We start from the raw sequence: 24,150 nt of genomic DNA, 5'->3' as shown, positions 1-24,150 counted from the left end.
ACTATTACCTTCTTCTTCCTGTAAATTTTCTGGTAGGATCTACACGGAGCTGATGATTTACCCGGTCAACTTTTCCCATACAGGCATTGAGATCGCGTATTGCGGTCTGCTCTTTATTTGAAACCATGATAATCTGGGATTTTAAAGCCAGCATAGGCTCTATTTTCTTTAAAAGAATAGAATAATGCTTAAAATTCTGAGCGCTGTCTGCACCCATTATTTTTTTTGCATCGCGTACATTTTCCATGATATAATTGCGGAGAAGAATGTCATTATCTACCTTATTGATGTCTAACAGGGTCATTCTGTACTGAATACTGTCTACCTGAATTTTTAGTAATTCGTTGCGGCTCAGCAGATTTCTATAGTCATCTATTTCTTTCTGAATGCCTTTTCGCTGAATATCATAGCTTTTAAAAAAGAAAAAAACTGCACAGAAGGATACCACAGACAGTATTATGAATGAAAGAATAAATTTCCAGATGCCAATTCTTACATCAGAAGTGTTTAATTTCTTTTCTCTATTCGTAGGCATAATTGTGATTTGGTTTGAAATGTGAAAATATAAAAAAATATACTTACCTCAAAATTAAATTATAATCATATTTACTATTTTTTGCGTAAACTTAATTTACACTTTAGAAAGATTTTCATACTTTAGTGACGAAATTTATTTCTACCACACCAAATTACAATTAGAATGAGCAAAACATTAACCAGTATGGTTCGTTTTTCTATCGCTGACAGTGATTTTTATTTTAAAAAAATAATGATCAAAATGCTCTTGGAAAATCCGTTTTACATGCTTCTGAATGACTGCAATAACGGTCACGAATTGATCAACAGAATATACAGAAGACAGGAAGATGTTTTTATTATAGAACTGTTTATGCCCGTTCTCAGCGGTGTAGAAGCCATAAAATTTATTCGTAAAACCAACACAGAAACCCCCATCATTACCTACTCCGGAACGTATCAGGAAGATATGGCAGAGATTATTGCCAAAATCCCAAATGTATACTATTGTCAGAAAAACAGCCATATCATCCGCGATATCATTAAAGGCAATATCGCATCCAATACCTTTGATTATCAAGCCTATACGCAAAAATGGCAGGAACAGCCTTTAGCCGTTCAGGAGTATATGGACCGGCAGAAGAAAAGCCAGGAAGAGCTGTCTTCTACCGAGATCATTTTAATGAAATTCTGCTATGAAGGCTTCAGCAATAAAGAAATCGGGGAAAAACTCAACCTCAGTACCAGAACCATAGATACGTATATCAACCGGCTTACAGAAAAGCTGGGGCTGAAAACAAAACTGCACCTGATTCGCTTCTGTGTAGAAAACGGCTACTACAATTCTAGCATGTAAATCATATTAACAGCGACAGTATCCCTACTAAATATAAAATTCTCAGCAGTTTAAGCCAAATATTTTTCATACTAATTTGCACCAATTCATTTTTTTTAACTAAATTTGCACACCTAAAATTTAAAATTTAAAAAGGAAATGACAAAGGCAGAATTGGTAAACACCATCTCAAACAAGTTGGGAACAGAAAAGAATGAAACACAGAAAGTTGTAGAAGCTTTTATGCAGGAGATCAGGACTTCTATGTATAATGGAGACAATGTTTACTTAAGAGGTTTTGGGTCTTTTATTGTTAAAACCAGAGCAGCAAAAACGGGAAGAAACATCTCTAAAAACACTGCAATAGAAATCCCAGCTCACAATATCCCTGCTTTCAAACCTTCAAAATCTTTTGTGGAAAAAGTAAAAACGAAAGTTGCAGTAAAATAAAAATTAATTAAATATTAACTAGTTACATAAAAATTTAACATTATGCCAAGCGGAAAGAAAAGAAAAAGACACAAGGTTGCAACTCACAAGAGAAAGAAAAGAAGAAGAGCGAACAGACATAAGAAAAAATAATCTCACTGGAGATATTTCATATAATCATATAGTTGGTGTTTTTTATTTTAAAATTCACCGACTATATTTTTGTTTGTTACCATAGGATTTATGGAAAAAAAATCAGACATGGTACCACATTTTATTCATTTTTACAGATTTAATTATTAAATTTAAAATGATATTAATCGCCCAATCTGATTCTCTAATCTTACAAAAAATTTATCTTTAACAAAATGAAGAAAGAACTTATAGTTTCTCATGAGGATGAGCTTACAAAAATTGCTTTGCTGGAAGACGGAAGACTATGTGAACTTCATGAAGAGGAAGACAAAAATGATTTTGTAGTCGGAGATTTATTCATCGGAAAAGTAAAAAAAATAGCACCCAACCTTAATGCAGCATTTGTAAATATCGGCTACAATAAAGATGCTTTCCTGCATTATCAGGATCTGGGACCGCAGTTTCTTACGTATAAAAAGTTTTTAAAAGATTCTATTTCAAAAAAACAAAGCACCTCGAGCTTAAAGAATTTTGAGATCCAGCCCGAAATCGATAAAAACGGAACCGTAGACAAAATCTTCGCAAAAGACGATATTATCCTGTTACAGATTACCAAAGAACCCATCTCTACAAAAGGGCCGAGAATTTCTACTCAGATCTCTTTAACCGGCCGTTTTTTGGTGTTAATTCCTTTCGATAATAAAGTTTCTATTTCTAAAAAAATCGCCAGTACCGAAGAAAAAGTAAGGCTTCGTACACTTATTGACAGCATCAAGCCGGAAGGCTTCGGAGTGATAATAAGAACCGTTGCCGAAGGCAAAAAAGTAGCAGACCTTCATAACGATATGAATCTGCTGGTTCAGAAATGGGAAAATACTTTTAAGAATATTCAGAAGAATAAAATCCCTTCAAAAGTATTGAGCGAAGATGATAAAGCATCCTCTATTTTAAGAGATAACTTCAACCAGGATTTTGTAAACATCTTCTGTGATGATGAGCAAATGGTAGAAGAAATGAAGATGTATATCGAAGTCATTGCTCCCGAAAGAAAAAACATTGTACAGTTTTATAACTCTCACATTCCTCTTCTGGAATATTACAACGTAGAAAAACAGCTTAAACAAAGCTTTGGCAAACACGTTAATATTCCAAGTTCAAAAGGCGCGTATCTCGTTATTGAGCACACAGAAGCCTTACACGTAATCGACGTGAATTCCGGAAATAACATCACAAACGGAAATTCTGCCACCAAAGAACATGCACTGTATGTGAATAAAATGGCAGCGACAGAAATAGCAAGACAGCTTCGTCTTCGCGACATGGGCGGCATCATCGTTGTAGATTTTATCGACATGATCAACCCAGACCACAGAAAAGATTTGTACGAACATTTCAAAAACGAAATGAGCCGTGACAAAGCCCGTCATAAAATCTTACCGCCAAGTAAATTTGGACTGATACAGATTACAAGACAGAGAAACCGTCCGGAAAAACAAATCGACACCAAAGAAGAAAACCCTAACAAAGACGGAGAAATCGTAGCGCCTATTGTTATTGTGGAAAGGATGGAAGAAACCATCAGAAATATTATGCAGAAAGATAAAGGAAAGCTTTATCTTCATGTGCACCCTTTCGTGGAAGCGTACCTTACCAAAGGCATTAAAAGCATCCAGATGAAATGGTTTATAAAATATAAAAAATGGGTAACCATCATTCCAAGGGATTCTTTCAAGTATTTAGAATACAAAATTTACAATTCTGAAAAAGAAGAAGTATCAGGATATTCTAATTAAAACAAAATCACAGCCTCCGGTTTTCCGGAGGTTTTTTTAGTAAGATTACTTTAATTTTAAATCAAAATTATACTTCCTCAAAGATATATTGCTAAATTTGAGATATGGAAAGTTTTGGAAAAGATTTACTTACGAAAATCAAGAAAGCGGCCTTAGAAGGAGCCAATGCACACGGGATTTTTTCACCCCCTTATCGTGCAGTCCTTACGCATGAGCAGATTTTAGAAAAAAATCCGAAATTCGCTGCCGTAAACATCGTTTTATATCTCAGAGATCATGAATGGTATTTTCCACTCATACAACGGACAGAAAATGAGCGGGACCGTCACAGCGGTCAAATCTCTTTACCCGGTGGAAAACGTGAAGAAACAGATCAGAATTTTGCAGAAACTGCCATTCGTGAAACATCGGAAGAGATCGGCCTCGAAAAGCATTATGTGAGAATCATCCGGGAAATGTCCCCCATCTATATCCCGCCCAGCAATTTTTATGTGTACCCTTATATTTCTTACACATCCAAAAATCCGGTATTTGTTTTACAACAAAGTGAAGCTGTAGAGGTTATTGAATTTCCCATTACTTCATTTTTAAACCTTCCGGACAGGCCGGAAATCATGGCTTTACCGGGAGCAGGAGGCAAAGAAGTTCCGGTTATCAATTTTAACGGATACATTATCTGGGGAGCCACCGCAATGATCCTCAGCGAATTCAGCCAGTTGATTAAAAAAATGTAACTTTGCACTTTATTATGTTTAATTGAAAAATGGCGAAGAAAAACATTTTTACTGATTCATTCGGTACCCCCTATTTTTTAAAGAGGTTTATCATTTTCATTCTGGGAATCGTTTCATACAGAAGATTTAACGGCTTTAATAAACTTAAAATTACCGGAACAGAAAATTTGGTTGATCTTCCGGATTCCAATGTGCTTTTCGTTTCCAATCATCAAACCTACTTTGCAGATGTGGCGGCAATGTATCACGCATTTTGTGCCGTTAATAACGGGTATCTGAATACCATTAAGAATCCGATCTACCTGCTTAATCCGAAAATTGATTTCTACTACGTTGCCGCTGAGGAAACCATGAACAAAGGCATTCTTCCTAAAATATTTAAAATTGCAGGAGCCGTAACCGTAAAAAGAACCTGGAGAGCAGAAGGGAAAAATGTAAACAGAATGGTGGATCTTAATGAGATCGACAATATTATGAAAGCTTTAGATAACGGTTGGGTGGCCACTTTTCCACAAGGTACAACGGCAGCTTTCGCACAGGGAAGAAAAGGAACCGCAAAACTGGTGAAAAATCAGCGTCCTATCGTGATTCCCATTAAAATAAACGGGTTTAGAAGAGCGTTTGACAAAAAAGGGCTTCGGGTAAAAGTTACCGGTGTAAAACCTACGATGGAATTTAAAAAGCCGCTCGATATTGATTATGATAAAGAAAATGCGCAGCAGATTCTTCTCAAAATAATGACAGCGATTGAGCAGACCGAAGACTTCAACATTCTTCATACCTATGATGAAGAACTGAAATCAAAAAAAACAGACAGCTCAACGGATAGCTAAAATAGTGATGAAAAAATTAATAGGAATAGTATTACTGATCTTAATCACCGTTTCCTGCAGCAGCCAGAAAGCGTATTCGGATTTTGACATCAGTTATTCTCAAAGCGGTGGTTACGCCCCTGTTTATGAAAATCTTATCATCAAAGGAACTCATGTTCATTATTCTTTTGAAAATAAGGAAAAAACTTTTAAAACTGATTTTACACTTACCGATAACGAGCTTGAAAACCTCAATGAAATCATTAATCAGAACAATTTCAGGCAGATTGCAGAAGATCACAAGAAACTGTATGACCACGTTTCTATTGTGATCACCGTTAAAAAAGGCAGAAATAGCGCCAGTAAAACAGATGCAAGTCTTATCATGCCTCAACACAGGAAAAACTGGAACAATATTGTTGAAGCTTTTCAAAAAATCATACAAAAAAACATTAAAAATTAACACATACAATTGAAAACTCATTTCATTGCCATTGGCGGAAGTGCGATGCACAACCTTGCTATTGCCTTAAAAGATAAAGGCTATGAAGTTTCCGGCTCAGATGATGCTATCTTTGAACCCTCAAAATCAAGATTGGAAAATAAAGGAATCTTACCTCTGGAACTGGGTTGGTTCCCGGAAAAAATCACTTCCGAAATTGATGCTGTCATTCTCGGTATGCACGCACATCAGGATAATCCCGAGCTGGCAAAAGCAAAAGAATTGGGTCTGAAAATTTATTCTTACCCGGAATTTCTCTACGAGCAGTCAAAAAACAAAACCAGAGTGGTTATCGCAGGTTCTCACGGGAAAACCACCATTACCTCCATGATTCTTCATGTTTTGAACTTTCACAGTAAAGATGTTGATTATATGGTGGGAGCGCAACTGGAAGGCTTCGACTGCATGGTCAAATTGACCGAAGACAATGATTTTATGGTGTTGGAAGGAGATGAATATCTTTCTTCCCCGATCGATCTGCGCTCAAAATTTTTGCTGTATCAGCCGAATATCGCTTTAATGAGCGGAATTGCATGGGATCATATTAATGTTTTTAAAACATTTGACGATTATATCGAGCAGTTCAGAAAATTTACGGCAAGCATTACCGCAGGAGGCGTTTTAGTCTATAATGAAGAAGATCCTGAAGTAGTAAAAGTAGTGGAATCTGCCGAAAATTATTTCAGAAAGATACCTTACAAAACACCGGAATACGAGATCATCTCCGGAAAAGTACATCTTAAAACAGAGATTGGTGATATCCCACTTTCTGTTTTCGGCGCTCATAATCTCCTGAATCTGGAAGGAGCAAGACATATTTGCCATACTTTGGGAATTATGGATGAAGATTTTTATGAAGCGATCATGAGTTTCAAAGGGGCTTCAAAACGTCTTGAAAAAGTAGAAAGAGAAGACAATGGAACGCTTTATAAAGATTTTGCCCATGCTCCTAGTAAAGTAAAAGCTGCTGTGAAAGCCCTTAATGAGCAGTTTAGAAATGAAAAAAAATATGGTTTCCTGGAACTTCATACCTATTCTAGCCTGAATCCAATATTTCTAGAACAATATGACCATGCCATGGACGGTCTTGATGAAGCAGTGGTTTTCTATTCTGAAGATGCTTTAAAAATCAAAAGAATGGATGCGATTTCACCGGAACTGATCAAAGAAAAATTTAAAAATGAAAATTTAAAAGTCTTCACCAATGCCGCAGAACTTCACGCGTATTGGCAAACTTTAGATAAAAGTAAAGGTGTTTTTCTCATGATGAGCTCGGGTAATTTCGGAGGATTGGATTTAACAAAATAATAATTTAAAAAGCTCTTTCAGAATGATCTGAAAGAGCTTTTTAAATTACGTTTCTATCGTTATATATCTGCCACAGAATTCAGCATTTTTTGTTCCCAAACCGGATCTTTCGGGTCGAAAAACAATCTCTTTCCGGTGTCTAATGAACGGACAATATTCATTTCTTCTTCCGTAAGTTCAAAATCAAAAACATTAAAATTTTCTTCAATTCTGGACGGCGTTACCGATTTTGGAATCACACAGAACCCTTCCTGCAGATGCCATCTTAAAATAACCTGAGCAACCGTTTTATGATGCTTTTCTGCAATATTTTTTAAATCTTCTTGCTCTAAAAGTTCGGCATTGCCGTTTCCAAGCGGGCTCCATGGTTGAGTAATGATATTATTTTCTTTGTTATACACCTGCAGCTCTTTTTGCTGAAACAAAGGATGCAATTCGATCTGATTTATTACAGGGAGTACGTTTGAATTTGCCTTTAATTCCTCCAGCTTTTCAATGGTAAAATTACAAACCCCAATTGCCTTAATCTTTCCTTCCTGATACAATTCTTCCATCGCTTTCCAGGCTCCCAGAAAATCTCCGAAAGGCCAATGAATAAGGTACATATCAAGATCATCCAACTGCAGCCTGTCGAGCGTTCTCTGGAATGCGCTTTTGGTATTTTCATATCCGTGGCTCTGAACCCAAAGTTTTGAAGTGATAAACAGCTCGTCCCTATTTATCCCGCTGTTTCTTATGGCATTCCCTACCGCGGTTTCATTTTGATAAATAGAAGCAGTATCGATCATTCTGTAACCGGTCTCAATGGCTTTAATAACAGCACTTTCACATTCCTGCAGATTCTCCATTTGCCAGACTCCAAATCCTAAAGCCGGGATTTCAACCCCGTTATTCAATGTGATTACAGGTTGTCCTGTATATGTTTTTTGTTGCATAATTGTTTATTTTAATTTTAGTTTGATTCAAATTTCCGATAAAATTTTTAATTTTTTTAATTCTCATTTTACCGAAAATTGATGATATTTATCTGTTCTTATTCCTAATCTCTAATTTCTAATTAAATTCTAACCATTACCTGCCTGAACAAACTTTTAATATGATCAATTTCCTGTTGATACATCGTCTTTTTGCGACATCCAAAATACAGTGTATTTTCCAGTTTTTTGTTGCCTTCCCAGATCTTTTTTACATCGCCGGTTTCTATTTCATTTTTACATAAAAAATCAGGAATCACGGCTAATCCGGTTCCGCCTTTCAGACAGCGGATGATTGAATTTAAATTCGGAACAATATAATTCGGCCGGAAATTCGGTTTATGTCCAAAATTGAGCAGCCAAAACTGGAAAAGATGTTCCATATCACCCGTTGTTCCGTACCATTTTTCCTGTTTCAGCCATTCTTCAATTTTTTTAAAATCTTGGGTCTGTACTACTTCATTAAAATCTTCTGCATCTACGTTTTTTCCGCCAACTAAAATGATTTGCTCCGAAGAAAAAGCTTCGTGCACAATATTTGGTGAAACTCCTTTTTTGGGTGTAATGATTAAATCTAAAATTCCTTTATCCAGTTGATCCAACATCTCAGGATATTCACCGAAACTGATAATGAGATTAAAAGGCAAGGTTGAAACATATTGCTCCAGAGTCGTCTGAAAAGTTTCAAAACACATTCCCACACTAATGGTCGGTGTATGCTTTTCTGTGGATTTCTGAAAGCTTTTCTCAGCATCCTCCAGCTTGATCAATGGCTCAGAAACAGCATTAAATAATACTTTCGCTCGTTCTGTCGGTATCATTTTCCTGCCTGTCCTGTCAAATAACTTGTAACCGACGTAGGCTTCCAACGAGCTTAGATGCAGGCTTACTCCAGGTTGTGAAATGAATAAAGTTTCTGCGGCACCCGTTAAGGTTCCTGTCTTATAAATTGCTTTGAAAGTTCGGTACCATTCTAGATTAACCATAATTCTAATTGTATAGTGAAAGCCAATTTGTATTGCAGTCAATTATCAGATTCACTCTGCAAAGTTAAAAGTAAGTTTTCAAAAAACGACACTTTTATTATCATAATTATAATACAAAGCTATAATTTATATTATTTTTATTATACCTAATTGCGCTATAACTTTGCATCATAAAATATAAACAATCATAAAACAATGAAAAAAGTATTCATCATCAATGGTGGCCAAAACTTCGGACATTCCGGAGGAAAATACAATCAAACCATTGCAGACAGCACTTTAGAAGTTTTAAAAGACTTTGGAAATGTAGAAATAAAAATCACAAATGTAGATGCCGGTTACGATAAAAATGAAGAAGTAGAAAAATTTGTTTGGGCAGACTATATCATTTACCACACTCCAATATGGTGGTTTCAGTTACCAAACGGTTTGAAAAAATATATTGACGAAGTTTTTACGGCAGGACATGCCAAAGGAATTTATATGAGCGACGGCAGATCTTCCGACAATCCAAAAATCAATTACGGAACAGGCGGAATGCTTAGCGGAAGAAAATATATGGTTACCACAAGCTGGAATGCACCAGAAACCGCGTTTACACTTCCCGGAGAATTTTTCAATGAGACAAGTGTAGATAACGGACCGTTATTTGGATTCCATAGAATGAACGCCTTCATTTCTTTAGAGAAAATGGAAAGTTTTCACTTTCATGATGTTGAAAAGAATGCGGATGTCGAGCGTGATATGAAAATTTATAAGGAACATATAAAAAAAGTTTTCGAACAAGAATTAAAACCGCAATTAGCCTGATGAAAATTTATCTCACCGCCATTATAAAAGCCAAAGAAGAATACAGAACTGAAGTGCTGAAAATTCTCCAAAATATGGTTACAGAAACCCAAAAAGAAGAAGCCAACGATTTGTACACGCTCCATCAGGGAATTGAAGATCAAAACCATTTTGTCTTCTACGAAATCTGGAAAAGTGAAGAAGGATTGGCGCAACACAATCAGCAACCTTATATTCAAGCTTTTGGAAATTTGGTTGAAGGAAAACTGCAGGAAAAACCTCAGATGTATATAGCCAATAGGATTTAAATCTAAATTAAAATTCAGATATAATTAATGAAAAACCATTTCTTTAAGAATAAGTTTAGGCTAAATCTTTAATCTAACTTCTTACAGGAAACTTAACGGTTAAAATTATCCAATATGAAAAAAATAACATTTTTACTGTTTGCACTTTTTGCAATAGCGCTTGTACAATCACAAACCAAAAAATCGAAAAATATGAAAAAGAAAATTTTATTTGTCGTGACAAGTCATGATAAGAAAGGAGATACCGGCGAAAGTACAGGATATTATCTCGGGGAAGTTTCGCATCCTTGGGAAATTCTTCACAATGCCGGTTACGAGATCGATTTTGTGAGCCCGAAAGGCGGAACACCTCCGGTTGACGGTTTTGATCTGAAAGATCCGGTTAACAAAGAATTTTGGGCAAGTAAAGACAAAGCTAAAATCGACCATTCTCTACAGCCTTCACAAGTAAATGCAAATGACTATTCGACCATATTTTACGCAGGAGGTCACGGTGCAATGTGGGATTTTGCAGATAATGAAAAACTGGCCGCTATCGCTTCAAAAATCTATGATAACGGAGGAATTGTTGCCGCAGTTTGTCACGGCCCGGCTGGTTTGGTGAATATTAAGCTGAGCAACGGTACATATTTAGTGGATGGTAAAAAGATCAGCGCTTTTACCAATGAAGAAGAGTCTGAAGTGAAATTAACGAATGTGGTCCCTTTCCTCTTAGAAGATAAACTGAAAGAAAGAGGTGCGATATTTGAAAAATCCGGGCTTTGGCAAAATCACGTTGTCACAGATCAAAGAGTAATTACAGGACAGAATCCTCAGTCAGCAAAAAGTGTCGGTGAAGCAATTTTAAAAGCATTAAGCAAAAAAAATTAATCTAAATTATTATAAAGAAAGAAGCTCTTCAAATATTTGATGAGCTTTTTTAGTGAATAATGAATGTCTGAAAATTTATTTTCCGATTTGCAGGTGTGTTGAGATTGCGATTCTGTTCCACATATTAATGGTAATAATAGCCATGATAATGCTTTTGATCTGATCTTCATTAAAAAACTGCATTGCCTCTTGATAGGTTTTATCTGATAAACCTTGCTGATGAATCAAGGTGATTTCTTCCGTCATTGCCAAGATCACTTTTTCTTCTTCCGAAAAAAGGTCGGTTTCACGCCATGCGTTTAAAAGAAATAGCCTTTGCGGCGTTTCACCATATTTCAGGGCATCTTTCGTATGCATATCCAGACAAAATGCACATTGGTTGATCTGTGAAGCTCGGGTTTTGATCAGCTCTTTCTGAATAGGGGTTAATGTTGAAGACTGTAAAGACATTTCCAGATGCAGCATGGCTTTGTAAGGTGCGGAGTTGGTTTCAATGTTTGCTCTTGTGTTCATTTTATTTTTGTTTTAATTTCTGAAACAAAGCTCCGACATAAAAACTGCAATAATCTTAAACTGGTTTAAGAACGTAATTTTGATCTGATTTCACTCAGATATTCCGGAGTAAAACCCAGAAAAGAAGCAATGAGATATTGTGGAATTCTCTGGATAAACCAAGGATACTGCGTGCTGAAATGAACATAGAGCTCTTCTCTGCTCATCTCATGTAAATAACGGATTCTCTTTTCTGCAGCGGCATATGCTGTCTGATAAATAATCCTGAAATACCTTTCCATCACCGGATGTTTTTGCAATAAAAGCTCCTGAGACTGATATGTAATCGCTAAAATTTTAGAATGCTCTACAGACTGAATGTTAAAAGTTGTTTTTATCTGTTTTTCAAAAGCAAAAGTATCGGAAATCCACCAGTTTTCTATGGCAAATTCTGTAGTTTGCTCTACTCCTTTTTCGTTGAGGAAAAATTTTCTCAAACAGCCTTCCAACACAAAATATTTGTATTTACATATTTCTCCTTCAAACATCAGAGTTTGTTTTTTCCTCACTTCCAACATTTCAAAAAAAGAAAGAATAGAAATATACTCTTCTTCATTAATCGTGATAAATTTCTTTAAATGTGCTCTGAAAGTATCCATTTTTAAAATTGCATAACCCAAACATAACTTTATTTTTTTAGTTTTACCATAACAAAACAATAAATCATGGAAATCGTTGCCAAAATTCTGATTGCATTCGTTGCCATAGAACATCTTTACATTCTCTGGATGGAAATGTTTGCATGGGAAACCAAAGGAAAAGAAGTTTTTAAATCTGCACTCCCTGCGGAAATGTTTAAGCCTACAAAAGGTTTGCCAATCAAGGACTTTATAACGGATTTCTCTCGGCAGGATTATTCTGGTCTTTTCTGATAGAAGATCCGAAATGGCAGACCAATATCGCTTTGTTTTTCCTGAGCAGTGTTGCCATTGCAGGAATTTACGGTGCAATATCCGCGGCAAAAAAAATATTTTTTGTTCAGGCTTTGCCGGCGATTTTGGGAATTATTGCGGTTTTATTGAGATAATTCTTGCGGTTGCTGCCCGGAATCACCCGTAATTTTCGCCAGAGTTTCTTTCATTTGTTTAGGGGTAAATTGCCCTTCATGATAATAAACCAAATTCTGTTTTTTATCTAAAATAATCCACAAAGGATATACCGGCTGGTTTTTATTCTTCGACAAAGCCAGAGCCAACTCATGAATTCCAGAATTTCCATTGGGCAAATATTTAAATTCTTTTCCCTGAAAATGAATTTCATTTTTCGTTTTTTCCGCTTCGAAATTAATGAAATAAAAATCCTTATTAATTCTTTCTGTCCAATCTTTGTCCCTACTCAAATTATATTTTTCAATCTTACAAACTGAACACCAATCTGTGTAAAGATGGATGATAACCGGTTTTGGATGATCTTTCTGTACAATTTCAAGGTCAGAAAAAGTGACTGTTTTGAACTGCGAAAGATAAAAACAAGGTATCAGTAGCGAAAAAAGTATTAAGTTTTTCATTTCAAAATATATTTCATCCCCATAAAACCTCTTATTTTCTGCATCGGAGCAAATCCGTAAGTCGTATCGAAAGTATAATGATTCGGGTTATTTATTGGATCATTGACGTGCTGATCAAACGGATCAAAAGGCCGCATCAACGGATTTTTCGGAGTGAAATTGAACAGGTTTTTAATCCCGCAATACACTTCAAACCCTGATTTGAAACTTTTAGAAACCTGAATATTCGCCAAAGAATAAAATGGAGAATATTCCGGTCGGTAATCATCCGGTAAAACCGGCAATCGCATCGGTCCGTAAAACTGTCCCGTAAAATCTATCGTCAGATTATCGGGAAATTGATAGGTCAAACTGTACGTTCCACTCCATTTTGGGGCATGCAACTGCTGTACTTTTTCATTTTCACCATCAAATTTCTGATACACATCAAGATACGTCACGCCTAAATTAATACTCAACGGAAAACTAAAACTGTAATCCACATTCATGGAAGCACCCCTTGAAATCCCATAACCGTTAAGATTATCGTAAATAATTTTTTCAGGATCACTATCAAAATCACCAACAATTTTATTGCTGAAATACGTATAAAATGCTGAAGCATCAAGATTAATCAAACGACCTCCCATAGAAATTTTCCAGACATAATTTAAATTTCCGTTAATAGATCGTTCAGGTTTTAAATCTGATTTGATCACGACTTCCCGCGAGCCGGTTAATGCCGCATGATCTTCGGTAAATAGGTTTACCACACGAAAACCTGTCCCAAAATTGAATCGTAACGTATGATACGGATTGGGAGAATATTTCCATGCAAAACGTGGTGAATGGACAGAATGATGGATTTTATCGTAATCAAATCTATAGCCCAGTAATACCGTATTCCTTTCATTGATTTCCCATTGATCCTGAATAAATGCTCCTAGAATAGGTGATTTCATCGGATCGTTTGTAAATCCGTCTCCTGATAAAGTTCCGGGTGTATTATCATCGTAAAACGTTTTCTTGTAGGTAATTCCTGAAATCAGGTCATGATTTCCGAACTTTTTGTCCCAATATGTCTGCACAAAAGCCACTTTTTGTGTCGCATTAAAAGGATTGCTTCCATAAAAAGAATCCTGATCATGAAAATTATAGGAAAACTGAGTAATAATGTTTTCTTTTATCGGCCATTGATACATCCCGAAAGCCTCTATTCTGTTTGTATAAATACTTTCTCCGTATACTGTATTGCTTCCGCGATACGATGTATTCCACTGCATTTCCCCGCCAAAACGGTCTTCATACAAATACCGCAACGCAACGCTTGCCATTCTGTTTTCCTTTCTTTTAAAGTTCCACTTGTTGAAAACGGATATTCTGTTTTGTAAAGCAGAATCGGTGAAATTATCTTCGTTTTCATCAATTTTTCGTTTATAATTGAAATAATTTAAACTTAATAATGATGCGGCATTTTTTCCAACATTGAATTTTGTTGACAGATCCATATTATTTTCACTCCAGGATGTTGTCATAAGATCCATACTTAATTTCGGAGCGGTCAAAGCATTTTTGGTAATAATATTGATGACTCCGCCCATCGCTTCAGAGCCGTAGAGAGAGGAAGCCGGACCTTTCACTACCTCAATTCTGTCGATCAGGCTGTTCGGGATTCCGCTTAAACCATAAACGGTTGAAAGCGAGCTTACAATCGGCATCCCGTCAATCAGAATCATTGTGTATGGACCTTCCAACCCATTGATATGAATGTCTCCTGTATTACAGACCGAACAGTTTAACTGAGGTTTTACTCCATTAACCATCGCAATTGCTTCAAAAATATTCGGAGTGGGATTTTTCTGAAAAAATTTCTGACTGTAAATTTCCACCGCCACCGGACTTTTTGATCTGCTGATCGGCTTTATTGTTCCTGTAATGACTATATCGTCGATATCTTTTGTTTTGAGCTGTTTTTTTGCTGGAATTGTAACGGAATCAGTTATTTTCGGCTGATTAAGATCTAAACTATCGGTCTCCTGCGAAAAACAGCAGACTGAAATAAAAATAAAAATTGATAATATTCGCCTCATAAAATTAAATTGTTAGACAAAGCTAACAAATATTTTTCAATAAGGAAACTTCATCTTCAAACTCGTTGAAATTTATTCATCAAAAATTATTAAATTTGATGAAACTCCATATAAAAGTAAAATGAGATATAATCAAGCGGGGAATATTCCTCAAAAACGACATACGGTTTTCAAATCTCCCGAAGATAAATTCTATTATGAACAGCTTTTCGGAACGGAAGGATTTCACGGAATTTCCTCATTACTATATCATATTCATCGCCCGACTCAGATAAAATCAATCGGCGAAGCAAAAGATGTTACCCCTAAAATTGCGATTGAAAAAAATGTGACCCCAAGAATGTTTAAGGGAATGAATGTTACTCCTGAAGACGATTTTATGGACAGCCGAAAGTTTCTGATGGTAAACAATGATCTTAAAATGGGATTGTCAAAACCTAGAAAATCTATGGATTATTTCTACAAAAACGCTGAATGTGACGAGCTTTTATATGTACACAACGGAAGCGGCATATTAAAAACTTTTGTAGGGGATCTGGAGTTTTCGACGGGTGATTATCTTATCATTCCGAGAGGAACGATTTATCAGGTTGAATTGAATGCTGATGATACTGTTTTTTTTGTGGTGGAAAGCCATTCTCCGATTTATACTCCGAAGAGGTACCGAAACGAATTCGGACAGCTTCTGGAACATTCTCCTTTCTGTGAAAGAGACATTATTGCACCCACTTTTAAGCAGCCTAAAGATGAAAAAGGAGAATTCTTAATTAAGGTAAAAAAAGAAAATCAGATTACGGATTTTATCTATGCAACGCATCCTTTTGATGTTGTAGGCTGGGACGGATATTTTTATCCTTATAAATTTAATATTAAAAACTTTGAACCGATTACCGGCAGAATTCATCAGCCGCCACCGGTTCACCAGACTTTTGAGGCACACAATTTTGTAGTTTGCTCATTCTGTGCAAGAATGTATGATTATCATCCGATGGCAATTCCTGCCCCTTACAATCATTCAAATATCGATTCTGATGAAGTTTTATTCTATACGGAAGGTGATTTTATGAGTCGAAACCATATTGATCTGATGGACTTTACCCTTCATCCGGGAGGAATTGTTCACGGGCCTCATCCGGGAGCCATGGAGAGAAGCATCGGGAAAAAATTTACAGAAGAATATGCAGTGATGGTAGATCCGTTCCGTCCTTTAAAAATAACTGAAGAAGCACTGAAAGTGGAAGATCCTTCTTATAAAACTTCATGGCTGGAAAGTGAAGATCACGGTTTGGAAGACCGATCACAGGAATAGACTGAATATTTAAAGTTTAATAAATTTTAAATCTTAAAAAAGAGATCATTAATAAGAACATAAGCAAACTTTTGCTGAAATTTCTTCAAACCAAATCATTTGAAAACGATATATAATTTGATTAAACAGGAGGTCATCAAACATCCTAAAATCAGGAACTCGGTTTTGGGAAATGTTGCTGAATGGAAAAGAAGCCATTATATCATCCTGTCAGAAATTATAAAAGAAGAACTTTCTTTTTCTGATCAGCTTAAAAATGATAAAAGATTTGAATTAGGAAATACCATTTCACACATTACGCTGCAGCGTTTCTTTGAAAATAATTATCAGGATAAAACTCACAGTGATCTTCGTTTTCTTAAAACATTAGATAAAATCTGCATTTTTTTGGGGTTTAAAGATCTCAATGCTTACATCCGGTTTTCCGGACTGAACAGTTCTGCGTCTGAACCTTCCGAAAAGAATATATTTTCAATGGATATGATTGTCAGATATTGCTCAACAGTATTTGAGCTGTATAAAAATTTTCCTGTTTTGAGACTGGATTTATTTGACGATCTTGTGTTTGAAAATTCCCCTTTCATCGAAAGAGCATCACAGTTTAGCAGAGAACTTTGCGAAAGAAAGTTTGAACTGATTACTAAAAACAACCGTTCAAATTTTGAAGTGTTTGATATCAACATCGTTTCCGATGAGCCTGATAAAAAAATACTGGAAACAAAAGAATTCTGGAACCTCCTCTTTAAGGTAAGTCCTACCGGAGAAAAATTTTTTGTGAATCAGCTGAATACACAAATCTACTTTTTCCGTAAGATTGATGATACCTGGAAAATATGGGACAATTATAATCCAGATGCAGGAAGACTAAACTATAAAAAAAAATAAAGCCGTGATACTTCACGACTTTATTAATAATCTCTTTTCGACACTTAGTTTCTAATTGCAAATATAGAATAAATAATGATTCAACAATAAACTTATGTATACTTAAATAAACTTTATTTTATTTTGAGAATCAGATAAATCATTACAGATCGATTTTGTTTTAAAAATATACAGGAATTTCGTAATTTGCAGAGTCATAAATAAAAAGTAAAACAGAAAATATGTCAACACTTACATTTGCCGAAAAAATAGCTCAGGCTGAAAATTTTTTGCCGATCAACGGTACAGATTACATTGAGTTTTATGTAGGGAATGCCAAACAGGCAGCTCATTATTATAAAACCGCTTTCGGGTTCCAGTCTGTCGCGTATGCCGGTCCGGAAACAGGAGTTAAAGACAGAGCATCATACGTTCTTCAACAGGGGAAAATCAGGCTGATCCTAACAACAGGCCTTAAATCTGACTCGCCCATCAGCGAACATGTAAAAAAACACGGCGACGGAGTGAAAATCCTGGCATTATGGGTAGATGACGCATACAGTGCTTTTGAAGAAACCACAAAAAGAGGCGGAAAACCCTATTTAGAGCCTGTTACTTTAACAGACGAGCATGGCGAAGTAAAAATGTCCGGGATTTATACTTATGGAGAAACCGTGCATATGTTTATAGAAAGAAAAAACTATACAGGACCATTTATGCCGGGTTATCAAAAGTGGGAAAGCACTTATCAGCCAGAAGATGCAGGTTTACTTTACGTAGATCATTGTGTAGGAAATGTTGGCTGGGACAGAATGATTCCGACCGTAGAATGGTACGAAAAAGTAATGGGATTTGTAAATATCCTGTCTTTTGATGATAAACAGATTAATACAGAATATTCTGCTTTGATGTCTAAAGTAATGTCAAACGGAAACGGATTTGCAAAATTCCCGATCAATGAGCCAGCTGAAGGCAAAAAGAAATCCCAGGTAGAAGAATACCTTGATTTCTACGAAGGTGAAGGAGTACAGCATATCGCCGTAGCCACAAAAAATATTATCCATACCGTAACTGAGCTTAAAAAAAGAGGGGTAGAATTTTTATCTCCACCGCCGGAAGCGTATTATAATATGGTTCCTGAAAGAGTGGGACATATTGACGAAGATCTTAAAAAGCTTCAGGAATTGGGAATCTTAATCGATCACGATGAGGAAGGATACCTGTTACAGATTTTTACAAAACCGGTAGAAGACCGCCCGACACTTTTCTTTGAAATTATTGAAAGACATGGTGCACAAAGCTTCGGTGCAGGTAATTTTAAGGCATTATTTGAGGCATTGGAAAGAGAGCAGGAAAAAAGAGGAAATCTTTAATCTTATATTAATAACACCGTTTTGCCAGGATGCAGATCTTGGCAAAACTTTTTATACCTAAACACTTATGGGAAAAATATTAATTTTGGGGCTTTTTTTATTTGGGCTTTTGCTTAAAGCTCAGAACTACGGAGCAATGAATGACATTCTTAACCGCCTTGAAGAAAGAAAGGGCATTAATCAACATCTTGAAAATGTAGCGGTAGATCACAAAAAATTTGTGCTCATCAAAGACTTTTCAGATCATACGGAAAGAAGCTTTATTGTCATTAACGGAAAAAACATCACTTATGTGGAAGTATTTGATGATAAAGCAACCGGACAAAGCACATCTAATGTATTTTCTGGAGATATGATCCGTAAGAAAAACATCCTTTCCCTCCGTGCAGACCATTTAGAAAATAAAAAAATTCCGATTCCGGTCGTCAAAACATTACTGCTGACCAAACAAAAAGATATTCTTTATCTGATCGATATCAATTCCAGAGACCGGTGGATTGATGAAGAATCCTACACCAAAAAATAATTCAATCTTATTTAAACAAACCATAATTGCACACTATGAAATCATTTGTAGAATATAACGCAGATTCAGATTTTTCAATCTATAACATTCCGTTCGGAGTAGCGGTTTTTAACAAAGAATTCATCGGATGCTGCACAAGAATCGGCGATCAGGTTATTGATCTCGCAGGTTTATACGACCTTGCTTATTTTGAACAAATTGAAGGACTTGATGATAATGTATTTGAAGCATACACTTTGAATGAATTTATCGAATTGGGAAAGCCGGTAACCAATGCGGTAAGACTGAGAATTCAGGAACTGTTGCAGGAAGGTTCTCTCCTGTCGAAAGACCAGAAAACCATAGAAGATGCTTTTTATGATTTAGATAAAGTGAAAATGATGATGCCGGTGCACGTTCCGAACTACACCGATTTTTACAGCAGCATCGAGCACGCAACCAATGTCGGAAAAATGTTCAGAGATCCGGCCAATGCTTTATTACCCAACTGGAAACATTTGCCTGTAGGATACCACGGAAGAGCTTCCTCAATCGTAGTTTCAGGAACCGATATCAACCGTCCGAAAGGGCAGACAAAACCTGCCGATGCAGAAAAACCAATTTTCGGGCCTTCAAAACAGCTTGATTTTGAACTGGAAATGGCTTTTATTCTTAATAAAAACACCGAAATGGGCGAAAGCATTTCAACAAAAGAAGCTGAAGATGCTATTTTCGGAATGGTGGTTTTCAATGACTGGTCGGCAAGAGACATCCAGTCTTGGGAATATATTCCGTTAGGACCTTTTTTAGGTAAAAATTTCGGCTCATCCGTCTCACCATGGGTTGTTACAATGGAAGCTTTGGAGCCGTTCAGAACTGCATCTCCAAATCAGGATCCTGAAGTTTTAGAGTATCTGAAATTTGAAGGTGATAAAAATTACGACATCAATCTTGAAGTTTTTCTTCAGCCGGAAAACGGGGAAGAAAACCTTATTTCTGAAAGCAATTATAAATACATGTACTGGAACATGACACAGCAGCTGGCTCATCATACCGTAAATGGTTGTAACGTAGAAGTAGGCGACCTGTATGCAAGCGGAACCATTTCAGGAACCGATCCCAAATCTTACGGCTCTATGCTTGAACTCACATGGAGAGGGCAAAATCCTATTACACTAAACAACGGGCAGGAAAGAAAATTCATTGAGGATAACGATACGGTTATTATGAGAGCATGGTCTGAAAAAGATGGGGTGCGAGTTGGTTTTGGTGAAGTTTCCGGTAAAATTATTCCTACAAAATAAACAGTTTTATATTCTTAACACATAAGTCACAAAGAAATTTTACATACTTGTAAAAGAACACATTAGTTTAAAAATCTTAAGATTTTTAAAAACACAGTGAGAATGGAAATAACAAAGAAATACATCAATGAACTAACTTATAAAATTGTGGGGGCATGCATTGAAGTTCATAGAATTGTTGGTCCTGGTCTTTATGAAGAGGTCTATCATAAATGTTTAGAGCGAGAATTCTATTTACTGGGTATTAATTATAAAAGTGAATTACAAATTCCACTTATTTATAAAGAATTAAAGATTGATTGTAAGGTTAAGTGTGATTTTTTAATTGAAGATTCAATTGTTTTAGAATTAAAATCAGTATCAGAAATCCATCCGATTCATAAAGCACAGACGATGAATTATATGAATTTACTAAAAGTTCCAAAATCAATATTAATAAACTTCAATGTTTATAATTTATATCATGAAGGAACAGAAACTTTTGTAAATAAAAATTTTGAAAGACTTACATAAAAGAAAATCTATAGATTTTCAAACTAATGTTTTCTAAATATCCGCAAAAAATCAATATAACTAATGTGACTTATGTGTTAAAAAGAAATAATAGTAATGAAAACACTTTCCCCATCAGATATTACACCCGTTCAGCTACAAACCATCATGCAGACAGCCGTTTCACCACGTCCGATAGCATTGGCTTCTACCGTTGATAAAGATGGCAACAGCAATTTGTCGCCGTTCAGTTTTTTTAATATGTTCAGTACGGTTCCTCCAATTCTGATTTTTTCACCTTCAAGAAGAGTCCGAGATAATACCACCAAACATACGTTGGAAAATATTCTGGAAGTTTCTGAAGTAGTAATCGGAACTGTAAATTTTCCGATTGTTCAGCAGATTTCTTTAGCTTCCACAGAATATGGTGACGGCGTGAACGAATTTATCAAATCCGGTCTCACGATGAAAGATGCTGATTTGGTGAAACCTAAATTAATTGCTGAATGCCCCGTGAATTTCGAGTGCGCGGTTTTAGAGGTAAAATCTTTGGGAGATCAGGGCGGCGCAGGAAATCTGGTGATTTGTGAGGTTAAAAAAATCCATATCAGAGAAGAATACCTGAATGAGGAAGGAAATTTAGATCAGGCAAAATTAGATATGGTGGCACGTCTTGGCGGAAACTGGTATTCGAGAAACAACGAGACTCATCTTTTTGAGGTTCCAAAACCATTAGTCACCAAAGGAATCGGGTTTGATCTTCTTCCGAACGAAATAAAATACAGCAAAATATTCACTGGGAATGATCTGGGAATGCTTGCCAATGTTGAAGTTTTACCTGGTGAACATTTTCATGGTGATGAAACCATTCATCAAGAAGCACAGAAATTATTACTGGAAAGCAAAATTGAAGAAGCGTGGAAAATTTTAATTAAATAAACCATCAAGATATACATTAAGATTTTAAGATTATCAGCGTTACTTGATCGTTACAAACGTAGATTCTATTATAATCCGGTTCAAAAAAGGAGTGAATATGATCACTCCTTTTTTATTCCTTGAAGAAATTTACTGTTGAGAAATTCAATACACTTTTCGGTAACGATATTTAAATATTCAGGTAATCCTTCTTCTGTCCACGGTTCTTTAGCTCCGAAAGTATGATCTGCATTTTCAATTAAAAACAGTTCAGAATTAGGGTTTAAGATATGGAGATGTTCGGCATTTTTTACATTAACGCTTTCATCATCGGTTCCATGGATGATTAGAATATGAGCCATAGCCATTTCCATTGAGCGTTCAACATCAAAACGGTGAATATTCTTTTCAAAATCTTCGTAAAACTGATAAAAGTGAGGCATTTCCTGTTTTGTTCTTCCATTGGTCACATAATAAACTCCTTCCTTTTTCCAATGTTCCAGCGCTTCCTTTTTTGGAAATCTCTCTAAAGAATCTACACTTGCAAGGGTGATCAAACCATTGATTCTTTCATCTTCACACGTCTTGATAATAGAAATTCCCCCTCCTCTGCTGTGACCGATTAAAATTACTTTCTGAGCATCCACTTTCGGATCTTTGATAAAATAATCAACAACCGCGCTCAGGTCAGAAAGTTCTTTAGAATAATTATTATTTCCAAAAGCATTAAGGTCTGCAAAATTATGCGGATCTTCTATAGTCGTTCCGTTATGGGAAAAATTAAATGTAACGAAAAAAAAGCGGGCTTGTGCAAATTTCTCTGCCATCAGATTCCAGGCGCCCCAATCTTTATATCCTTTATACCCATGAACGAAAATAATCAAAGGCAATGGACGATCAGTTTCAGGATAATATGCATCAGCAAGAAAATCTTTGGTGTCAGGATTTGAAACTTTTATATTGAGATTTTTTATAATATTCATTATTTAAATTTAGTTTAAGTAATTTGAAAGAAATCTTAACTAACTAAAGACAGTCATCAAACCTTATTTTAGTTTAAAAATATTAAAATTAGAACGAAACACAAAGTAAAATCTTATTTTTGCGCTATGTTGAATCTAAGAACAGTAACGGTAATGCGCTATATCCTGCCACTTCGCGAAGGAGGTTCACTTCCCGCTTTGGCAGAAGCAGATGATGATTTTAAATATGTTTTAAAATTCCGTGGTGCGGGTCACGGTGTAAAAATGCTGATCTCTGAGCTTTTAGGAGGAAAAATCACTCAGGCTTTAGGACTGAAAATCCCGGAATTGGTTTTTGCTTATCTGGATGTAGATTTCGGGCGCACCGAAGCGGATGAAGAAATCCAGGACCTGCTGAAATTTTCTGAAGGGTTAAATTTAGGGCTGCATTATCTTTCTGAAGCGATTGCTTTTGATTCCAGTATAAAAGTTGATCCTCTTTTGGCTTCAAAAATTGTCTGGCTGGATGCGTTTATTACCAATATCGACCGTACTTTTAGAAATACCAACCTTCTGATGTGGCATAAAGAGCTTTGGGTAATTGATAACGGCGCTTCTTTTTATTTTCATCATTCATGGGAAAATTTTGATGCGGCTGCAAAAACACCTTTCAAATATGTGAAAGATCATGTTTTACTTCCACAAGCAGCCATGCTTGACGATGCAGACCAATTTGCACACGAAATGTTAAACGATGAGATTTTCAGAGAAATTGTCAATCTGATTCCGGAAGACTGGCTTTATTGGAATGACGCTGATGAAAATCCGGACGAAATCCGTGAGGTTTATTTCAATTTTCTAAAAACACGCCTGGAAAATTCTAAAATCTTTTTAAACGAAGCCAAACATGCAAGAGGATAAAATTTACGAATATGCCGTGATCCGCCTGGTTCCAAAAGTTGAGAGAGAAGAGTTTTTCAACATCGGACTCGTGATGTTTTCAAAGAAAGAAAAATTTATCCGGGTAGAATTTTATCTGTGTCCCGATAAGTTTAAACTGATGCAAAGCAAACTTGATTATGACGACATTATCACAAATCTTGAAAGTTTTAAAAAAATTGCTGATGGCGCAAAAGACGGCGGGCCGATTGCCCAAATGGAAATTCCTGACCGTTTCCGGTGGTTAACAGCGGTAAGAAGCGCTGTCGTGCAAACCTCAAGACCTCATCCGGGAAAATCTAAAGACTTGGAAAAGACTTTTGGTAAACTTTTTGAGGAGTTAGTAAAATAATATACTTTATTAA

27 protein-coding genes and 1 pseudogene are annotated in these 24,150 nt (G+C 35.9%); 20 read left to right on the top strand and 8 right to left on the bottom strand.

Annotated features, from left to right (window positions below; translation table 11 throughout):
* Positions 1-4 precede the first annotated feature (4 nt).
* The gene (gene tssO / locus N0B16_RS01230; RefSeq protein ID WP_262988901.1) at positions 5-535 is read right to left on the bottom strand and encodes a type VI secretion system TssO; all 531 of its coding nucleotides are present in this window, start codon (positions 533-535) and stop codon (positions 5-7) included.
* A gap of 165 nt (positions 536-700) precedes the next feature.
* Here tssO and N0B16_RS01225 point away from each other — a divergent pair, with 165 nt between their 5' ends.
* From N0B16_RS01225 to N0B16_RS01195, 7 genes are all read left to right on the top strand, one after another.
* Positions 701-1,372, top strand: coding sequence for a response regulator transcription factor (locus N0B16_RS01225; RefSeq protein ID WP_262988900.1), 672 nt, complete (start codon positions 701-703; stop codon positions 1,370-1,372).
* Between the two features lie 138 nt (positions 1,373-1,510).
* Entirely contained in the window at positions 1,511-1,801 is a 291-nt protein-coding gene (locus tag N0B16_RS01220; protein ID WP_034674127.1) for an HU family DNA-binding protein, read from the top strand.
* A gap of 347 nt (positions 1,802-2,148) precedes the next feature.
* Entirely contained in the window at positions 2,149-3,708 is a 1,560-nt protein-coding gene (locus N0B16_RS01215; protein ID WP_262988899.1) for an Rne/Rng family ribonuclease, read from the top strand.
* 104 nt (positions 3,709-3,812) lie between these two features.
* Positions 3,813-4,442, top strand: a complete 630-nt coding sequence (locus N0B16_RS01210) for an NUDIX hydrolase (protein ID WP_262988898.1) — start codon at positions 3,813-3,815, stop codon at positions 4,440-4,442.
* A gap of 29 nt (positions 4,443-4,471) precedes the next feature.
* The gene (locus N0B16_RS01205; RefSeq protein ID WP_262988897.1) at positions 4,472-5,275 is read left to right on the top strand and encodes a lysophospholipid acyltransferase family protein; all 804 of its coding nucleotides are present in this window, start codon (positions 4,472-4,474) and stop codon (positions 5,273-5,275) included.
* A 7-nt stretch (positions 5,276-5,282) separates the two neighbouring features.
* Positions 5,283-5,717 (top strand): hypothetical protein, encoded by a 435-nt coding sequence (locus tag N0B16_RS01200; RefSeq protein WP_262988896.1) that lies wholly within the window; start codon positions 5,283-5,285, stop codon positions 5,715-5,717.
* Between the two features lie 9 nt (positions 5,718-5,726).
* Positions 5,727-7,064 (top strand): UDP-N-acetylmuramate--L-alanine ligase, encoded by a 1,338-nt coding sequence (locus tag N0B16_RS01195; RefSeq protein ID WP_262988895.1) that lies wholly within the window; start codon positions 5,727-5,729, stop codon positions 7,062-7,064.
* Positions 7,065-7,123: 59 nt separating this feature from the next.
* Here the strand turns inward: N0B16_RS01195 and N0B16_RS01190 are convergent, their stop codons facing one another.
* Both N0B16_RS01190 and N0B16_RS01185 read right to left on the bottom strand, forming a co-directional pair.
* Positions 7,124-7,999, bottom strand: coding sequence for an aldo/keto reductase (locus N0B16_RS01190; RefSeq protein WP_262988894.1), 876 nt, complete (start codon positions 7,997-7,999; stop codon positions 7,124-7,126).
* 122 nt (positions 8,000-8,121) lie between these two features.
* The gene (locus tag N0B16_RS01185) at positions 8,122-9,024 is read right to left on the bottom strand and encodes a LysR family transcriptional regulator (protein ID WP_262988893.1); all 903 of its coding nucleotides are present in this window, start codon (positions 9,022-9,024) and stop codon (positions 8,122-8,124) included.
* A 195-nt stretch (positions 9,025-9,219) separates the two neighbouring features.
* Here N0B16_RS01185 and N0B16_RS01180 point away from each other — a divergent pair, with 195 nt between their 5' ends.
* From N0B16_RS01180 to N0B16_RS01170, 3 genes are all read left to right on the top strand, one after another.
* Positions 9,220-9,834, top strand: a complete 615-nt coding sequence (locus N0B16_RS01180; protein ID WP_262988892.1) for an NAD(P)H-dependent oxidoreductase — start codon at positions 9,220-9,222, stop codon at positions 9,832-9,834.
* On the top strand, positions 9,834-10,121 hold the full coding sequence (locus N0B16_RS01175) for a putative quinol monooxygenase (RefSeq protein ID WP_262988891.1): 288 nt from the start codon (positions 9,834-9,836) through the stop codon (positions 10,119-10,121). The genes N0B16_RS01180 and N0B16_RS01175 overlap by 1 nt, the downstream gene beginning before the upstream one ends.
* Before the next feature lie 114 nt (positions 10,122-10,235).
* Positions 10,236-10,991, top strand: coding sequence for a type 1 glutamine amidotransferase domain-containing protein (locus tag N0B16_RS01170; RefSeq protein ID WP_262988890.1), 756 nt, complete (start codon positions 10,236-10,238; stop codon positions 10,989-10,991).
* A gap of 75 nt (positions 10,992-11,066) precedes the next feature.
* Here N0B16_RS01170 and N0B16_RS01165 read toward each other — a convergent pair whose 3' ends face one another.
* Positions 11,067-11,504: a carboxymuconolactone decarboxylase family protein gene (locus tag N0B16_RS01165; protein WP_262988889.1), complete on the bottom strand. Its 438-nt coding sequence runs from the start codon at positions 11,502-11,504 to the stop codon at positions 11,067-11,069.
* A gap of 65 nt (positions 11,505-11,569) precedes the next feature.
* The gene (locus N0B16_RS01160) at positions 11,570-12,142 is read right to left on the bottom strand and encodes a Crp/Fnr family transcriptional regulator (RefSeq protein WP_262988888.1); all 573 of its coding nucleotides are present in this window, start codon (positions 12,140-12,142) and stop codon (positions 11,570-11,572) included.
* 66 nt (positions 12,143-12,208) lie between these two features.
* Between N0B16_RS01160 and N0B16_RS01155 the strand changes: the two are divergent.
* Positions 12,209-12,570 (top strand): annotated as a pseudogene (locus N0B16_RS01155) (DUF1304 domain-containing protein).
* Here N0B16_RS01155 and N0B16_RS01150 read toward each other — a convergent pair.
* Entirely contained in the window at positions 12,559-13,050 is a 492-nt protein-coding gene (locus tag N0B16_RS01150) for a thioredoxin fold domain-containing protein (protein WP_262988887.1), read from the bottom strand. The pseudogene N0B16_RS01155 and the gene N0B16_RS01150 sit on opposite strands and share 12 nt — an antisense overlap.
* On the bottom strand, positions 13,047-15,119 hold the full coding sequence (locus N0B16_RS01145; RefSeq protein ID WP_262988886.1) for a TonB-dependent receptor plug domain-containing protein: 2,073 nt from the start codon (positions 15,117-15,119) through the stop codon (positions 13,047-13,049). The genes N0B16_RS01150 and N0B16_RS01145 overlap by 4 nt, the downstream gene beginning before the upstream one ends.
* A 121-nt stretch (positions 15,120-15,240) precedes the next feature.
* On the opposite strand from N0B16_RS01145, the gene N0B16_RS01140 reads away from it, so the two are divergent.
* From N0B16_RS01140 to N0B16_RS01110, 7 genes are all read left to right on the top strand, one after another.
* Positions 15,241-16,428 (top strand): homogentisate 1,2-dioxygenase, encoded by a 1,188-nt coding sequence (locus N0B16_RS01140; protein WP_262988885.1) that lies wholly within the window; start codon positions 15,241-15,243, stop codon positions 16,426-16,428.
* A 99-nt stretch (positions 16,429-16,527) separates the two neighbouring features.
* Positions 16,528-17,313: a hypothetical protein gene (locus N0B16_RS01135; RefSeq protein ID WP_262988884.1), complete on the top strand. Its 786-nt coding sequence runs from the start codon at positions 16,528-16,530 to the stop codon at positions 17,311-17,313.
* A gap of 221 nt (positions 17,314-17,534) precedes the next feature.
* On the top strand, positions 17,535-18,665 hold the full coding sequence (hppD, locus tag N0B16_RS01130) for a 4-hydroxyphenylpyruvate dioxygenase (protein WP_262988883.1): 1,131 nt from the start codon (positions 17,535-17,537) through the stop codon (positions 18,663-18,665).
* 67 nt (positions 18,666-18,732) lie between these two features.
* The gene (locus tag N0B16_RS01125) at positions 18,733-19,191 is read left to right on the top strand and encodes a hypothetical protein (RefSeq protein ID WP_262988882.1); all 459 of its coding nucleotides are present in this window, start codon (positions 18,733-18,735) and stop codon (positions 19,189-19,191) included.
* A 35-nt stretch (positions 19,192-19,226) separates the two neighbouring features.
* A complete protein-coding gene (gene fahA, locus N0B16_RS01120) occupies positions 19,227-20,474 on the top strand; it encodes a fumarylacetoacetase (RefSeq protein WP_262988881.1) in 1,248 nt (415 codons plus the stop codon).
* A gap of 102 nt (positions 20,475-20,576) precedes the next feature.
* A complete protein-coding gene (locus tag N0B16_RS01115) occupies positions 20,577-20,987 on the top strand; it encodes a GxxExxY protein (RefSeq protein WP_262988880.1) in 411 nt (136 codons plus the stop codon).
* A 96-nt stretch (positions 20,988-21,083) separates the two neighbouring features.
* A complete protein-coding gene (locus tag N0B16_RS01110) occupies positions 21,084-21,905 on the top strand; it encodes a flavin reductase family protein (RefSeq protein ID WP_262988879.1) in 822 nt (273 codons plus the stop codon).
* Between the two features lie 101 nt (positions 21,906-22,006).
* On the opposite strand, the gene N0B16_RS01105 is transcribed toward N0B16_RS01110, so the two are convergent.
* A complete protein-coding gene (locus N0B16_RS01105) occupies positions 22,007-22,867 on the bottom strand; it encodes an alpha/beta hydrolase family protein (protein ID WP_262988878.1) in 861 nt (286 codons plus the stop codon).
* Between the two features lie 126 nt (positions 22,868-22,993).
* On the opposite strand from N0B16_RS01105, the gene N0B16_RS01100 reads away from it, so the two are divergent.
* Together N0B16_RS01100 and N0B16_RS01095 are read left to right on the top strand one after the other, a co-directional pair.
* Positions 22,994-23,767, top strand: coding sequence for a HipA family kinase (locus N0B16_RS01100; protein WP_262988877.1), 774 nt, complete (start codon positions 22,994-22,996; stop codon positions 23,765-23,767).
* Positions 23,754-24,137 carry a DUF3037 domain-containing protein gene (locus N0B16_RS01095; protein ID WP_262988876.1) on the top strand — a complete coding sequence of 128 codons (384 nt, stop codon included), beginning with the start codon at positions 23,754-23,756 and terminating at the stop codon, positions 24,135-24,137. Before N0B16_RS01100 ends, N0B16_RS01095 begins: the two co-directional genes overlap by 14 nt.
* The last annotated feature ends 13 nt before the right edge of the window (positions 24,138-24,150 follow it).

The organism is Chryseobacterium gilvum, assembly GCF_025628965.1.
Taxonomy (GTDB): domain Bacteria; phylum Bacteroidota; class Bacteroidia; order Flavobacteriales; family Weeksellaceae; genus Chryseobacterium; species Chryseobacterium gilvum.
The sequence above is the reverse complement of the archived record's forward strand: the minus strand, read 5'-3'. Positions and strand labels throughout refer to the sequence as shown.